16 protein-coding genes are annotated in these 15,258 nt (G+C 72.5%); 2 read left to right on the forward strand and 14 right to left on the reverse strand.

The window, feature by feature from the left end; all coding sequences use genetic code 11:
* Window positions 1-193: 193 nt before the first annotated feature.
* Genes ABUL08_RS08685 through kdd form a run of 6 tightly spaced genes read right to left on the reverse strand, consistent with a single transcriptional unit; the run spans window position 194 to window position 6,902 of the window.
* A complete protein-coding gene (locus ABUL08_RS08685) occupies window positions 194-1,528 on the reverse strand; it encodes a glutamate mutase L (RefSeq protein WP_350936261.1) in 1,335 nt (444 codons plus the stop codon).
* Entirely contained in the window at window positions 1,525-1,917 is a 393-nt protein-coding gene (gene kal, locus ABUL08_RS08690) for a 3-aminobutyryl-CoA ammonia lyase (RefSeq protein ID WP_350936262.1), read from the reverse strand. The genes ABUL08_RS08685 and kal overlap by 4 nt, the downstream gene beginning before the upstream one ends.
* Entirely contained in the window at window positions 1,914-2,711 is a 798-nt protein-coding gene (gene kamE / locus ABUL08_RS08695; protein WP_350936264.1) for a lysine 5,6-aminomutase subunit beta, read from the reverse strand. The genes kal and kamE overlap by 4 nt, the downstream gene beginning before the upstream one ends.
* Window positions 2,708-4,273: a lysine 5,6-aminomutase subunit alpha gene (gene kamD / locus ABUL08_RS08700; protein ID WP_350936267.1), complete on the reverse strand. Its 1,566-nt coding sequence runs from the start codon at window positions 4,271-4,273 to the stop codon at window positions 2,708-2,710. Before kamD ends, kamE begins: the two co-directional genes overlap by 4 nt.
* Window positions 4,270-5,835: an amidohydrolase gene (locus tag ABUL08_RS08705; RefSeq protein ID WP_350936269.1), complete on the reverse strand. Its 1,566-nt coding sequence runs from the start codon at window positions 5,833-5,835 to the stop codon at window positions 4,270-4,272. The genes kamD and ABUL08_RS08705 overlap by 4 nt, the downstream gene beginning before the upstream one ends.
* A 5-nt stretch (window positions 5,836-5,840) precedes the next feature.
* Complete coding sequence (kdd, locus tag ABUL08_RS08710) at window positions 5,841-6,902, reverse strand: L-erythro-3,5-diaminohexanoate dehydrogenase (RefSeq protein WP_449288912.1); 1,062 nt, start codon at window positions 6,900-6,902, stop codon at window positions 5,841-5,843.
* 142 nt (window positions 6,903-7,044) lie between these two features.
* Here kdd and ABUL08_RS08715 point away from each other — a divergent pair, with 142 nt between their 5' ends.
* Window positions 7,045-8,451: a KamA family radical SAM protein gene (locus ABUL08_RS08715; protein WP_350936271.1), complete on the forward strand. Its 1,407-nt coding sequence runs from the start codon at window positions 7,045-7,047 to the stop codon at window positions 8,449-8,451.
* Between the two features lie 279 nt (window positions 8,452-8,730).
* Here ABUL08_RS08715 and ABUL08_RS08720 read toward each other — a convergent pair whose 3' ends face one another.
* Window positions 8,731-9,066 (reverse strand): YnfA family protein, encoded by a 336-nt coding sequence (locus ABUL08_RS08720; RefSeq protein ID WP_350936273.1) that lies wholly within the window; start codon window positions 9,064-9,066, stop codon window positions 8,731-8,733.
* Between the two features lie 81 nt (window positions 9,067-9,147).
* On the reverse strand, window positions 9,148-9,342 hold the full coding sequence (locus ABUL08_RS08725) for a CsbD family protein (protein ID WP_350936276.1): 195 nt from the start codon (window positions 9,340-9,342) through the stop codon (window positions 9,148-9,150).
* Window positions 9,343-9,516: 174 nt separating this feature from the next.
* Here ABUL08_RS08725 and ABUL08_RS08730 point away from each other — a divergent pair, with 174 nt between their 5' ends.
* On the forward strand, window positions 9,517-10,128 hold the full coding sequence (locus ABUL08_RS08730; RefSeq protein WP_350936277.1) for a histidine phosphatase family protein: 612 nt from the start codon (window positions 9,517-9,519) through the stop codon (window positions 10,126-10,128).
* Here ABUL08_RS08730 and ABUL08_RS08735 read toward each other — a convergent pair.
* The 6 genes from ABUL08_RS08735 to ABUL08_RS08760 form a co-directional block, all read right to left on the reverse strand.
* Window positions 10,058-10,564 (reverse strand): Lrp/AsnC family transcriptional regulator, encoded by a 507-nt coding sequence (locus tag ABUL08_RS08735; RefSeq protein WP_350936279.1) that lies wholly within the window; start codon window positions 10,562-10,564, stop codon window positions 10,058-10,060. The two genes, ABUL08_RS08730 and ABUL08_RS08735, sit on opposite strands and share 71 nt — an antisense overlap.
* Before the next feature lie 54 nt (window positions 10,565-10,618).
* Entirely contained in the window at window positions 10,619-10,840 is a 222-nt protein-coding gene (locus ABUL08_RS08740; protein WP_350936281.1) for a DUF433 domain-containing protein, read from the reverse strand.
* A 9-nt stretch (window positions 10,841-10,849) separates the two neighbouring features.
* On the reverse strand, window positions 10,850-11,992 hold the full coding sequence (locus ABUL08_RS08745; protein ID WP_350936284.1) for an acyl-CoA dehydrogenase family protein: 1,143 nt from the start codon (window positions 11,990-11,992) through the stop codon (window positions 10,850-10,852).
* Window positions 11,989-13,104: a M24 family metallopeptidase gene (locus ABUL08_RS08750; protein WP_350936286.1), complete on the reverse strand. Its 1,116-nt coding sequence runs from the start codon at window positions 13,102-13,104 to the stop codon at window positions 11,989-11,991. The genes ABUL08_RS08745 and ABUL08_RS08750 overlap by 4 nt, the downstream gene beginning before the upstream one ends.
* Window positions 13,105-13,194: 90 nt before the next feature.
* Window positions 13,195-13,548 (reverse strand): cupin domain-containing protein, encoded by a 354-nt coding sequence (locus tag ABUL08_RS08755; protein WP_350936287.1) that lies wholly within the window; start codon window positions 13,546-13,548, stop codon window positions 13,195-13,197.
* A gap of 55 nt (window positions 13,549-13,603) precedes the next feature.
* Entirely contained in the window at window positions 13,604-15,178 is a 1,575-nt protein-coding gene (locus ABUL08_RS08760; RefSeq protein WP_350936289.1) for a Na+/H+ antiporter, read from the reverse strand.
* Window positions 15,179-15,258: the final 80 nt, after the last annotated feature.

Genomic DNA, 15,258 nt, shown 5'->3' on the forward strand with positions numbered 1-15,258 from the left:
CCTGGCCGCCGCGACTATGAAGGTCGCTCGGCCAGCGGACGAAGGGACGAAGCGAACAACAGCCACTTCCCGTGGTAGGACTCAAAGACGGTACGTGCTGCACCCCGCCCGCTGTCAACCCACCCCGGCCTGTCGTGTGTTGCGCCACGGCGTGTCGCGTCGGCGCGTCTCGATGAGCTGACCGTCGGTGCGCTCACCGGTCCAGGTGACGGCGCAGCAACGCCCGCGCCGCACCCGGATGCTCCCCGGCGAGCAGCCCACCGGCGGCCAGCACGTAGTCCACGTCGACGACGGGCCGCGCCGCCCTCGGCAGCGGCCACCCACCGGCGTGGTCGGTCAGCACCGCACCCAGCACCCCCGCCGCGTCGGCGGGCACCGCGTGCCGCAACACCCCACCCGAACCCACCAGCAGCCGCACGTCCCGCAGGTCCCGACCGGCCCGTTCCCCGGTCGCCGCGCCCCGCGCGTGCCGCCGCAACGCCACCGTCGCCGCCAGCGCCGCGATCCGCGCGTCGACCGCCCGGTCGGCGGCACCGCCGGGCAGGAACCCCGGATCGGCCGCCCGCACCGCCGCCGCGGCCGCCAGGTCACCCTCCTCACCGGCGGCCAGCAGACGTTCCTCCGCGGCGGCCCGCACCACCCCGGGCGCGCTCCACCGCATGCCCAGGTCCCCCTCGACGGTCCGCGCCCGCCACAACGTGCCGGCGACCTCCCGACCCGGACCGGTGGCCCGCTCGTCCGGGGTGAGCACCGAGTACACGTCGGTGGTCGCGCCCCCCACGTCCACCACCGCCAGGTCCCCGCCGACGGCGTCCGCGAGGACCTCCACCCCGGTCAGCACCGCGTCCGGCGTCGCGGCCCGCACCAGCCGCGCGAACCGGCCACCCCGCGACAGCCGCTTCCCGCCGATCACGTGCCGCAGGAACACCTCCCGGATCGCCGCCCGCGCCGACGCCGGCGCCAACACCCCGATGCGCGGCAGCACGTTGTCGGCCACCGTCACCGGCACCCCCGCACCGGCCAGCACGCCACCCAGCTCGGCGCGCACGTCGGCGTTGCCCGCCAGGACCACCGGCACCCGCCAGCGGGCCCTCGCCAACCGCGTCGCGTTGTGCGTCAACGTCTCCGCGTCCCCGCCGTCGGTGCCGCCGACCAGCAGCACCACGTCGGGACGGGCACCGCGCAGCGCCGTCAGATCCGCCGCACCGAGCCGCCCCGCCGCCACGTGCACCACGTTCGCGCCCGCCGACAACCCCACCCGCCGGCCGGCCTGCGCCGTGACCAGAGGCTCGTAGCCGATCACCGCCAACCGCAACCCACCACCGGCCGACGAACACACGTACCAGGGAACGTCGCGGACCCCGAGACCGGCGGTCGCCGCGCCCACCGCGGCGTCCAGGCCGTGCAGCACATCCGAGCCCACGGTGGTGGGCGCCGACGCCGCCGCGACCAGCGCGCCCGCGTCGAGGTCCACCACCGCCGCCTTCGTGTACGTGGACCCGACGTCCGCGCAGACCGCGACGTTCACGCCGCCGGCGGCACGACCACCGTGCCCGTCGCGGTCACCGCCACGATCGGCTCCGCCAGCACCTCCGCCGCCGACTCACCCCGGTCCGGGCGGCCCCGACACACCACCCGCGCCGCGAAGTCGATGGTGCGGCTGCGGGTGCCCACCCGGGTCACCGTCGCCGTCACCTCCAGCACGTCACCCGCCTTCATCGGCGCCCGGAACTGCACATCCGCGTACGACGCGAACAACCCCTCGTCACCGTCGGTACGGATACACACCTCCGTCGCCACATCCCCGAACAACCCCATCGCGTACGCCCCGTCGACCAGGTTCCCCGCGTAGTGGGCGTGCGAGTACGGCACATACCGGCGGTGCACCACGGTCAACCCGACCCGGGAATCGCTCATCGCTTGGCCTTCCTGTCCGTAATCAACGCGTGAACCAGGTAACTGGCGACCTCACCGGGCGTGGTGCCCCGACCGAAGATCCGGTCCACGCCCAACTCGCCGGTCATCGTCTCGTCGAACCGGGGCCCACCCACGATCAGCAGCGGCCGCTTCCCCGCCGGCATCGCCTCCCGGAACGCCGCCGACATCTCCCGCGTGTTGTGCAGATGCGCGTCCCGCTGCGTCACCACCTGCGACACCAGCACCGCGTCGGCCTTCTCCACCCGGGCCGCCTCCACCAACTCCGGAACGCTGACCTGCGCCCCCAGGTTGGTGACCTTCAACTCCCGGTAGTACTCCAGGCCCTTCTCCCCCGCGATGCCCTTCACGTTCAGGATCGCGTCGATCCCCACCGTGTGCGCGTCCGTGCCGATGCACGCCCCCACCACCGACAACTTCCGCCGCAACTTCTGCTTCACCACCGCGTTGACCTCCTTGGCCGACAGCAGCGGAAAGTCCCGCTCCACCACGTGCACCTTCGACATGTCCACCAGATGGTTGACCCGCCCGTACACCACGAAGAACGTGAACGCGTCACTCATCGGCTTGGCGTGCACCAGCATCGCCGGGTCGATGCCCATCTTGTTGGCGAGCTGGATCGCCGCACCCTCGGCCCGCTTGTCGTGCGGCACCGGCAGGGTGAAACTGACCTGCACCATCCCGTCGCCGCTGGTGTCCCCGTACGGACGCACGATGCGCCGGTCACCCGACTCCACCGGATGCCCGTGCACGGCGCTGCGCTCCTCGCTGCTCATCGGGTCAGTCCCTCCTCGAGCAGCTCCGACGCGGGGTTGTAGTAGTCCGCCTCGTGCCGCGCCACACCGTCGAGACCCTTGCCCCGGTCCGCCGGCCGCTTCATGATCCCGAACGTGCCCTCGGCGATCGCCGTCAACAACGACTGATCCCCGATCCGCTCCAGCAGATCCACCGCCTCACCCAGGACCCGGTTCGCGCGCTGCTGGATGAACCCACCCGACGCCGGCACGAAATCCTCGTGCAACCCACCCGCGGCACTCAACACGTACCGCACGTTCTGCAAGGCGATGTCCCGGTCCGACAACCACGGCGTCACCACCGCCTCCGTCATCATCCCCACCAGCAGAATGCCCTGCCCGGTCATCGTGCCCACCAGGTTGAAGAACCCGTCCAGCAGGTTCCCCCGGAACACGTCACCCGTCATGTGCTTCGTCGGCGGCATCCACTTCAACGGCGCGTCCGGGAACAACTCCCGCGCCAACAACGCGTGCGCCAACTCCAACCGGAACGACTCCGGCACATCCGGATTGATCTCGAACGCGTGCCCCAGACCCAACTGCCAGTCCGCCAACCCCGCCTCATGCGCGAAGAACTCGTTCAGCAGCTGCGACACCGTCACCGTGTGCGCCTCATCCACCGCGTCCGCAGTGGTCAGGTAGTTGTCCTCACCGGTGTTGATGATGATCCCCGCCCGCGCGTGCACCTGCCGCGAGAACCGCTGGTCCACGAACGTCCGGATCGGGTTGATGTCCCGGAACAGGATCCCGTACATCGAGTCGTTCAGCATCATGTCCAGCCGCTCCAGGCCGGCCAGCGTCGCCATCTCCGGCATGCACAGACCCGACGCGTAGTTCGTCAGCCGCACGTACCGCCCCAACTCCCGCGACGAGGAGTCCAACGCCGCCCGCATCAGCCGGAAGTTCTCCTGCGTCGCGTACGTGCCGGCGAACCCCTCCCGGGTCGCACCCTCCGGCACATAGTCCAACAGCGACTGACCCGTCGACCGGATCACCGCGATGACATCCGCACCCGCCCGCGCCGCCGCCTGCGCCTGCGGAATGTCCTCGTAGATGTCCCCAGTCGCCACGATCAGATAGATCCACGGCCGCTGCTTCGGATCCCCGTACCGCTTCACCAGCCGGTCCCGCTCGACCCGGCGCCGATCCACCTGCCGCACCCCGGCGCCCACCGCCTTGCGGGCCGCCCGCCGCGCCGCCGTCGCGGCCCTACCGGTGGGCTGGATGAACCGCACCGACCCGGCCGCGGCCTTCTGCGCCAGCAACGTCACATCCGCGATGTCCTCCCGGACCAGGGCGTCGAACACCGGCGCCGCCACCCCGTGCCCCAGACCCACGTCCGCGACCACCGCGTCGACGAGCCGGTTCACCCACGGAATGCCGTCCGGGTCCGCACCCGTCACCCCCGCCAACCGCAGCACCGCCCGCTCCACCGACACCGTCGTGTGGCTGCGCGCCAGATCCACCACCGGCTGCCCCGCCCGCCGCGCCAACTCCCGCGCCCGCGCCACCAGCACCGGATCCAGGTCAAGCTTCCCTGTCACGAAACGCCTTCCTCATAGATGACCTCACCGCGCAGCACCGTGGCCCGACACACCGGCAACGGCGTCGGATCGTCCGCACCCCGCAACTCCGGATCAGCGGCCTGCAACACCGGCAACCCCCGATCCACCCCCGCCGGCGTGGACCACACCGCGAACGTCGCCGGCGCCCCCAACGCCAACACACCCTCGTTGTCCAGGTGCACCGCCCGCCACCCACCCCGGGTGTGCGCCGCGAACGCCGCCCGCACACTCATCCGCTGCGACGGGTTGTGATGCGCCGCCGCCGCCCGCACCGAACCCCACGGATCCAACGGCGTCACCGGCGAATCCGACCCGAACGCCAACGCCACCCCGACCCCGTGCATCGCCCCCATCGGGTTCGACTCCAACGACCGGGACAACCCCAACCGCGACTCGTACATCCGACCCGCGCCACCCCACAACCGGTCGAACGCCGGCTGCATGCTCGCCACGATCCCGAACTCCACGAACCCCGCGATCATCCGCTTGTTCATGATCTCCGCGTGCTCCACCCGGTGCCGGGCCGCCCGCAACCGATCCACCCCCAGCTTCTCCGCCGCCGCCGCGAACCCCGCCAGCACCGTGGAGATCGCCGCGTCCCCGATCGCGTGGAAACCGCCCTGCATCCCGTGCGCCGCACAGTCCAACAGATGATCACGCACCTGCTCCGCCGACAGGTAACCGTGCCCGCAGGAATCCCCATCCCGGTACGCCTGCGACACGTGCGCCGTCCGCGACCCCAACGCCCCATCCGCGAACAGGTCACCACCCGCACCCACCGCACCCAGCTCCCGGGCCCGCGCCGCACCCGACAACTCACCCCAGTAGCCGTACACCTCCGGCACCCCCGCACCGGAAATGCCCAACAACCCCGTGAAGTCCTCCTCGTCGGAGATCTCCGGCCCGCCACACTCGTGCACCGCCGCGATCCCCAACGACGCCGCGTGCGCCAACGCCACCCGCTGCGCCGCCACCCGCTGCGCCCGCGTCACCGACCCCTGCGCCGCCGCCCGCACCACATGGTGCGCGTCCCGCCGCAACCAGCCCGACGCGTCGTACCCCGGCGCGGCCGCCGCCTCCGGACACGCCGCCAGCAACGCCCCCGACACCAACGCCGAATGGATCGACGCCTGCGACAGGTACACCCGCCGACCGGACGCGGCCCGATCCAGCTCCCCCGCGTCCGGCAGCCGCCCGTCCACCCAGTTCGACTCGTCCCAACCGTGCCCCAGCACCACCGCGTCACCCGGCAGCCCCGCCGCGAACGCCGACACCGCGTCCAGCAACTCCCCCGCCGACCGCACCCGCGACAGGTCCAGCCCCGACAACACCAACCCGGTGTCGGTGGCGTGCACGTGCGCGTCCACGAACGCCGGCGTCACCAGCGCCCCACCCAGGTCCACCACCCGGTCCGCGGCCGGCGCCTCCGCGTCCGCACCCAACCAGGAGATCCGACCACCGGAGACCAGCAGCGCCGTCGCGGTGGGATCGGCCGGACAGTGCAGCACTCCGCCGCGGTACAACGTCGAGGGGTTCGTCATGGCACTCAGTCTGCCGCCAACCGGGATTCGAAGAGACCACGCACCCCCGGCTCGGCCCGCAACAACTCCAACGCCAGCTCCGCGTGCCCCGGCACATACCCGTTGCCCACCAGCATCGTCACGTCCGCCGCCAGGCCCTCCGCACCCAACGCCGCCGCCGCGAAGCTCGTCGCCATCGAGAAGAAGATCACCGTGCCGCCGTCCGCCGTGGCCAGCACCGCACCGTGCTCACAGCCCGGCACGTCCACGCACACCACCGTCACGTCCGCCGGCGTCCCCAGCACCGTCGTCACCGTCGTGGAGAGCGCCACCGGATCCCGGGCGTCCGCCAACGCGACGCCCGAGGCCAGCCCGGCCCGCTCCAGCGCGTCCCGCTCCGCCGCCACCGGCACCACCCCGACCGTACGACCCGCACCCGCCCGCCGCGCCGCCGCGAGGGACAACGAACCGCTCTTACCGGCCCCACCGATCACCGCCACCGTCACCGGCCGCGGGTCACCCGCCCGCTCCCGCCGCGCCACGTGCTCGGCCACCACCCGCGCCGTCAACGCCGGCGCACCGCACACGTCCAGCACCGCCAGCGACAACTCCGGGTGCAGGTCCGCCGGCAGCACCGCCGCGATCGACCGGGCGAACAGGATCGCGTACCCGTCGCACGGCACCTGCTCGCTACGCCCGTCCCAACGGGCCAACCCGTCGAGGATCGTCAGCGGCGTCAGCGTCAGCGACACCAGCGTCGCCACCCGGTCACCGACCCGCAGCCCCAACGGGGACCGCCGGCCCGCCTCCTCGACCGTGCCGATCAGCATGCCGCCCGACCCGGTCACCGGGTTCTGCATCTTGCCCCGGGTGGAGACGATGTCCAGCACCTCGGCGCGGACCTTCTCGCCGTCCCCGCCGTGCTTCTCCGACAACTGCCGGAAACTCGCCGCGTCCAGGTTCAGCCGCTCCACCCGGATCCGCACCTCGTTCGCGGCGATCTCCGGGCGGGCGTCCAACCGCCAGGCCGCCTGCGGCAGCACCCCCGCCGGTTCCACGACGCGGTGCAGACCCACCGGTGACGTCACGCCGACCTCCCCCTGTCCAGCCGCTCGAAGCCCCGGCCAGGGCTCGCGTAACGGGAAAACTTCCGGCAGACTAATTTCTTCGCCGGATATTTTCCAGTAGCCTTCGGGCCGCTGATCAATCGCACCATCCGAGGAGAAGGCCGTGACCCAGACCCAACCGGTGGAGACCATCCCAGCGCCCCGCCCGTCGCCGGTCGCGGTCCCCACCGCCGGACAGCCCTACGAATACCGCCGCAGCCCCCTGGTCGAACCCGACTGGACCCGCTTCCCCGGCTGGCGCCACGTCACCCGCGAGCAGTGGGAGAACGCCCAGTGGCAGCGGGTCAACTGCGTCAAGAACATCAAGCAGCTGCGCACCGTCCTCGGCGACACCGTCGACGAGACCTTCTACGCCGACCTCGAGGCCGACCAGAAGGCCCTGGCCACCATGTCGATGCTCGTGCCACCGCAGATGATCAACACGATGGTGCCGTTCGCGTCGATGACCACCGAGGCGTTCCTCGCCGACCCGATCCGGCGCTACATGATCCCGGTCGCCTCCGACCGGCGCACCGACTGGCCGTCGCACCCGTACGCCAGCCGCGACTCGCTCCACGAGCACGACATGTGGGTGGCCGAGGGGCTCACCCACCGCTACCCCACCAAGGTCCTCGCCGAGCTGCTCTCCACCTGCCCGCAGTACTGCGGGCACTGCACCCGGATGGACCTCGTCGGCAACTCCACCCCCGCCGTCGACAAGCTCAAGCTCACCCTCAAGCCCGTCGACCGCTACGACGCCCACATCGCCTACCTCAAGGCCCACCCCGGCGTCCGTGACGTCGTCGTCTCCGGCGGCGACGTGGCCAACGTGCCGTGGAAGAACCTCGAGTCCTACCTGATGCGGCTGCTCGAACTGGAGACCGTCCGCGACATCCGGCTCGCCACCAAGGCCCTGATGGGCCTGCCCCAGCACTGGCTGCAGGGCGACGTGGTCGAGGGCCTGGAGCGGGTCGCCCGCACCGCCGCCCGACGCGGCGTCAACCTGGCGATCCACACCCACGTCAACCACGCCCAGTCGATCACCCCGCTGGTCGCCAAGGCCGCCCAGACCGCCCTCGACGTGGGCGTCCGCGACGTCCGCAACCAGGGCGTCCTCATGCGCGGCGTGAACGCCACCAGCGAGGACCTGCTCGACCTGTGCTTCGCGCTGCAGGGCGAGGCGGGCATCCTGCCGTACTACTTCTACATGTGCGACATGATCCCCAACGCCGAGCACTGGCGGGTCCCCGTCTGGCACGCCCAGCAGCTCCAGCACGACATCATGGGCTACCTGCCCGGCTACGCCACGCCGCGGATCGTCTGCGACGTCCCCTTCGTCGGCAAGCGCTGGGTGCACATGCTCACCGAGTACGACCGCGAGCGCGGCATCTCGTACTGGACCAAGAACTACCGCACCTCCATCGAGTCGGCCGACCTGGAGGCGCTCAACAAGCGGTACGCCTACTACGACCCGATCGACACGCTGCCCGAGGCCGGTCAGCAGTGGTGGGCCGCGCACCGCGACGACTGATCCCCCATCGAGCACGGAGAACCGCCCGAACCAGGGCCCTCCGCTCCTCGCTCCAACGGCCCTCCGCCCCGTCCGGGCGGAGGGCCGTCGCCGTACCCGGGCAGCTTCTTCCGCGGCCTGCCGACGGCCCGCTCCGCCGCGATCGGCGCTCAACCGGTGTCGCTTGTCCGGTTGTTTGCTGTATCGGCCTTCAGGCCGATTCCTCATTGGTTTGTTCCGCGACTTCCGCGACTCGCGCCATACCCGCTAATGCGTCCTAGGACACTAGGTGCGAAGAGGTCAGCCACTGCGGGGGGCGTACATGATCACCGCGACGCCGAGCAGGCAGACCGCGGCACCCACCACGTCCCAGCGGTCCGGGCGGAAGCCGTCCACCAGCACACCCCACGCCAACGACCCGGCCACGAAGACACCCCCGTAGGCCGCCAGGATCCGGCCGAAGTTCGGGTCCGGCTGAAAGGTCGCCACGAAGCCGTACGCGCCCAGCGCCAGCACTCCCCCGGCGATCCACCACAGCCCCCGGTGCTCCCGGAAGCCCTGCCAGACCAGCCAGGCCCCACCGATCTCGGCCAGGGCGGCCAGCACGAACAGCACCAGCGAACGGGCGACGGTCATCAGGCGACCCTATCCACCGCCGACCGCCGTTCAGCGTGTCGGCGGGGTCCCGGACCGGTCCGGGACCCCGCCGACAACGGATCACTTCTCGAAGGCGTCCTTGACGTCCCGGCCGGCCTCCTTGACGTGCTCCCCCGCCTGCCGGGCCTGCGCGGTGCTCCGCTCGCTGGCGCCCTCGCCCCGCATCCGCTCGTTGTCGGTCATGTCGCCGATGCGTTCCTTGGCGGCGCCGGTCAGCTCCTGGGCCTTGTTCTTCGCCTTGTCGGTGAAGCTCATCTCGCCTCCTCGCCCGCTTCAGGGTCGGCGCGGGCCTCGCCGGCCGCTTGCCCCCTGGTCATCCGGGCAAACGCGGGTGCGCACGGGCACCACCGCTAGGGCGTCCTAGGAAGATAGGTTTGGCGGAACGCGGCTCGACCGGCGGTGCCCGGTTCCAGGTGGTTGACTGGGCGGGTGAGCGAGATCCTGCTGATCCGGCACGGCGAGACCACGTGGAGCGCCAGCCACCGGCACACGTCGTACACCGATCTGCCGCTCACCGCGGACGGCGAGCGGCAGGCCCGCGCGCTCGCCACGGTCCTCGCCGGCCGGCGGTTCGTCCGCGTGCTGGCCAGCCCGCGCAAGCGGGCGCTGCGCACCGCCCAGCTCGCCGGCCTCGACGTCACCGCCGTGGAACCCGACCTCGCCGAATGGAACTACGGCGAGTACGAGGGCCGCACCGGCGCGGACATCCAGGAGGAACGCCCGGGCTGGAACATCTGGACCGACGGCGGCCTCGGCGGCGAGTCACCGGCCCAGGTCGGCGAACGACTCGACCGGGTCCTCGACCGGGTCGCTCCCCTGCTGGAGCGGGGCAGCGTCGCCCTGGTCGGCCACGGCCACAGCCTCCGGGTGCTCGGCGCCCGCTGGATCGGCCTGCCGCCGTCGGCCGGGGCGCTGCTGCGGCTCGACACCGCCACGGTCAGCGCACTCGGTCACGAGCACGGCCGACGGGTCATCCTGCGGTGGAACCAGCCGACTCCGCCGCCGGACGGGACCGCCCCCGCACCGCCGGCTCGGCACTGATCTTCGGCGGCCGGTGCTCGTAGGGGGTCGACAGCACCACGGTGGTGCGGGTGGTGACGTTGGCCGCCGTCCGGATCTCCTGGAGCACCCGCTCCAGGTCCGCCGGGCCGGCCACCCGCACCAGCAGCAGATAGAAGTCCTCGCCCGCGACCGAATAGCACGAGTCGATCTCGGGCAGGTGCGCCAGCCGCTCCGGCGCGTCGTCCGGCTGGGACGGGTCGAACGGCCGGATCGCCACGAAGGCGGTCAACGGCAACTCCAACGCCTCGAAGGAGACGCGCGCGGAGTAGCCCTTGATGACGCCGCGCTGCTCCAGCCGCCGCACCCGCTGGTGCACGGCGGACACCGACAGCCCCACCTTCTCGGCCAGATCCGTGTACGACAGCCGACCGTCCCCGGTCAGTGCGGCGACGATGGCGCGGTCGATCTCCTCCACGCGGTGCAACCTACCCGTAAACGCGCTCCGCCGCCGCACCCGGCCCGTCGGGCGTCACGCCCGACGGGCCGTGCGGTCACGCACCGCGTCGGCCGCGTAGTTCAACACCTCCGCCATGTCCTCCTCGTCGAGGAAGGGCAGGTCGGTGAGGATGTCGGTGACCGACATGCCCTCGGCGAGCATCGCCAGCAGGGTGGCGACGGGGATCCGCGACTGCCGGACGCAGGGCGCACCCCCCATGACCTCGGGATCGACGGTGATGCGGGGGAACGTCACCGCGACAGGTTAGCCCTTCGCCAGCGCGCGGGAGATGACCAGCCGCTGGATCTGGTTGGTGCCCTCCACGATCTGGAGCACCTTCGCCTCCCGCATGTACCGCTCGACCGGGTGGTCGGCGACGTAGCCGGCGCCGCCGAGCACCTGCACCGCGTCGGTGGTCACCCGCATCGCCACGTCGGTGGCGAAGAGCTTCGCCTTCGCCGCCTCGATCGAGTACGGCCGGCCGGCGTCGCGCAGCCGCGCGGCGGCCAGCATCAACGCGCGGGCCGCGGAGATCTGGGTGGCCGCGTCGGCCAGCAGGAAGCCCAGCCCCTGGAAGTCGATGATGGCGCGGCCGAACTGCTGCCGCTCCCTGGCGTAGCCGACCGCGTAGTCCAGCGCGGCCTGGGCGAGGCCGACCGCGCAGGCGGCGATGCCGAGCCGGCCGGAGTCCAGGGCGGACATGGCGATGGTGAAGCCCATGCCCTCGCCGCCGATCAGCCGGTCGGCCGGCACCCGGGCGTCCTCGAAGACGATCTGCGCCACCGGGGAGGCGTGCAGGCCCATGGTGCGCTCGGCCGCCTGCGGGAGGATGCCCGCGGTGTTCCGGTCGGCCAGCAGGCAGGAGACGCCCTTCGGGCCGGGGCCGCCGGTGCGGCAGAAGATGTTGTAGAAGTCGGCGACCCGGGCGTGGGTGATCCAGGCCTTGGTGCCGGAGACCAGATAGGCGTCGCCGTCGCGGACCGCCTTCGTGGTCAGCGCCGCCGCGTCGGAGCCGCCCTGCGGCTCGGAGAGGCAGTACGCCCCCAGCAGCTCCCCGCCGATCATGTCCGGCAGCAGCTTGCGCTGCTCGTCCGAGCCGAACTGGGCCAGCGGGTAGCAGGACAGGGTGTGCACGCTGACCGCCTCGGCGACCGCGAGCCACCGGCTGGCCAGGATCTCCAGCACCTGGAGATAGACCTCGTACGGCTGGGCCGCGCCGCCGTGCTCCTCGGCGTACGGCAGGCCGAGCAGGCCGGCCCGGCCCAGGGTGCGCAGCACCTCGCGGGGGAACTCGGCGCGCTCCTCGAAGCCGGCGGCCTTCGGCGCGAGCTCACGGTCGGCGAGCTCGGTGGCGAGGTCCAGCAGGTCGTGGGCCTCGTCGGTGGGGAGGATCCGGTCGACAGTCATAGTGCGATGAGCTCCGTGGGGGTGGTGTTGAGCCGTCGTACGCCGTCCGTCGTGCAGACGACGATGTCCTCGATCCGGGCGCCGTGCCGCCCGGCCAGGTAGATGCCGGGCTCGATGGAGAACGCCATGCCGGTCTCCAGCGGCCGGGAACTGCCGGCGACGACGTACGGCTCCTCGTGGGTCTCGAGGCCGATGCCGTGGCCGGTGCGGTGCAGGAAGGCGTCGCCGTGGCCGGCTGCGGTGATGAGGTCCCGGGCCACCGCGTCGACCGCCTCGGCGGTCACTCCGGGGCGTACCGCCTCGACGGCGGCGCGCTGTGCCGCGTGCAGCACCGCGTAGTAGTCGGTGAACTCGGCCGGGGCGGGCCCGCCGGCTACGTAGGTGCGGGTGCAGTCGGAGCGGTAGCCGGACGGCATGGTGCCGCCGATGTCCACCACGACCGGCTCGCCGGCGCCGATCGGGCGGTCCGAGGTGCCGTGGTGCGGGCTGGCGCCGTTCGGGCCGGCGGCGACGATGACGAAGTCGACGCTGACGTGCCCGGCGGCGCGGATGGCCGCGGCGATGTCGGCGCCCACCTCGTTCTCGGTCCGGCCGGGGCGCAGCCACTCCCCCATCCGCCGGTGCACCGCGTCGATCGCCGCGCCCGCCTCCGCGAGGGCCGCGACCTCGGCCGGAGACTTGCGGATCCGCAGCTCGCGCAGCACCTCGCCGGCCAGTCGCTGGGTCGCGTCGGGCAGCGTGGCGCGCAGCGCGAGGACCTGCTCGGCCCACATCCGGTCGGCCAGCCCGACGGCGGTCACCGGGCCGGGCAGCGCCGCGCGCACCAGCGGGTACGGGTCGGAGCCGTCGGCGTGGTCGACGATGCGCAGCCCGGTGGCCGACACGGGGGACGCCTCGGCGCCCGGTCGCTCCAGGACCGGCACGATCAGCGTCGGCTCACCCTCGGCGGGCAGCACCAGGCAGGTGAGCCGCTCCCCCTCGTGGGCGTCGTAGCCGGTCAGATAGCGCAGGTCGGAGCCGGGAGTGAGCAGCAGCGCGTCGAGGCCGGCGGCGGCGGTGGCGCGCTGGGCGGCGGCCAGCCGGGCGGCCGGGTACAGCTCGTCGGATCCCACCCGCTCAGCTTAACGGTCGTTTGGGCAATCGCGGGAGCCGGTCGCGGCGGACCGGTGGCCGCACCCGCCCCGACCGGCGGCGACAACCCGTCACCCGCACTGGGTGACCAGCGGCTGCGTCTCGTCGACGAAGTACGTCGAGAGCATCATGGTGGTCACGTCGTCGGTGATGTTCCGGGCGTTGTGGACGACCCCCGGTGGGATCAGGAAGGGCTGCCCGGCGCGGATGGTCAGGGTGGGCCGGTCGTCGAACTCCATGGCGACCACGCCGTGGATGAGGAAACCCACTTCCTCGCCCGGATGGTGGTGCCGGCCCGAGGCCAACCCCACCGGGATCTCGAAGAGCGTCTGGACGATCAGCCGGCCCGGCACGGAGGCCGGGTGCCGCTGCAACTCGGTGCGTCGGACGGTGGGCGGTTCCGCGACCCCTGGGTGGTGCGACATCGTGTCTCTCCTGTCCTGTCGTTCGGTACTCGTGGTGGGTGTCCGCCGGCGGCGGTCAGTCCTCGATGGTCGGGCCGAGCAGCCGGATCTCCTCGATGTCCAGGGCGGCCTGCACCTCTCGCAGCACCGCGTCGTCGATCTCGTTGCGGTCGCGCAGCCGGGCGACCTCCCGACGCTTGTGCTCCAGGACCGCGAGTCGCAGCCGGCGGTCCTCGTCCCGCGCCCGCACGGTCGCCGGGTCCGGGGCGGTGCGGACCTCGTCGAGGTGCTGCTCGTAGTCGGCCCGGAGCCGGTCGACCGAGTCCGGCGAGACCGCCAGTTCGGCCGCCACCAGGGGCAGGGCCGCCAGCCCGGCCTCCGTGGCACGCAGGCGCGCCAGGTCCAGCTCGGCGGCCCGCGCCCCTTCGCCCCGCAGCCCGGCCCAGCCGACCACGGCCGGCATCGTGGTGCCCTGGACCAGCATCGTCAGCACGATGACGATCACCGTGACGAAGATGATCAGGTCTCGCTCCCGTACCGGGGTGCCGGCGGAGGTGGTCAGCGGGACCGCCAGGGCCGCCGCGAGGGAGACCGCGCCCCGGAAGCCCGCCCAGCCGGCGGCGGTGCGTACCCGGAAGTCGAAGCGCCGCTCGCGGCGCGACGCCCGCCGGTCGACCGCCTGGACCATCGACGTCGACAGCTGCACCCAGAGCATCCGGGTGACCATGACGACGGCGGTGACCACGACGGCGATGACCAACGCCCGCATCGCCGAGCTGCTGGGGACGCCGCGCAGCGCGCGCGGCACCTGGAGGCCGAGCAGGACGAAGAGACCGCCGTTGATCATGAAGGTGGAGAGGTCCCAGAAGGCGTACGCGGTCACCCGGGACCGGGCCCGGATGACGCGGGGCCCGGCGAAGGAGAGCAGCAGGCCCGCGACCACCACCGCGAGCACCCCGCTGGCGTGCACGCTCTCCGCGAGCAGGAACGCCACGAACGGGGTGAGGATGCTCAGCCCGCCCTCGCGCAGCGGGTCGTCGAGGCGGCGGCGGACCAGGATCACCGCGGTCCCGGTCAGCAGCCCGGCGGCGAGCCCACCGCCGACCGAGACGCCGAAGCGTTGCAGCAGCCCGAGCGGGTCCGGCCCCGCCCCACCGACGGCCACCGCCACGGCGACGGAGAAGAGCACCAGCGCCGTACCGTCGTTGATCAGGCTCTCCGCGCGCAGGGTGGTCAGCAGGTTGCGCGGCATCCGCTTGGCGAGCCCGGCGACCGCCGCCGCGTCGGTCGGCGCGAGCACGGCGCCGAGCACCCAGGCCGCCGCCGGGTCGACGCCGAAGGCCTGCGCGGTGAGCGCGACCGCGACCATGGTCAGCCCCACCAGCACCACCGCCAGCAGGGTGATGACCAGCAGGTTGGCCCGGATCTCCCGGATGCTGACCACCAGGCTCTCCCGGTAGAGGATCGCCGGGAGGAAGAGCAGCAGCACCACGTCGGGCGGGAGGGTCACGTCGGCGAGCGGCGGAGCCAGGCCCAGCAGGGCGCCCATCGTGATCAGCAGCACCGGCGGCGCCACGCTGTAGCGACCGCCGAGCGTGGTGCCGACCAGCACCGTCACCCCGAGGACCGCGATCAGCTCGAGGCCCTCCACGCGGCTCTCCCCTCGTCCGGTCGGCGGCAGCCGGGGCCGCGCCGGTCGCGGCGTCCGTCCTCCACATCGTGGTACCGGGG

Source organism: Micromonospora sp. CCTCC AA 2012012 (genome assembly GCF_040499845.1).
Lineage (GTDB): Bacteria > Actinomycetota > Actinomycetes > Mycobacteriales > Micromonosporaceae > Micromonospora > Micromonospora mangrovi.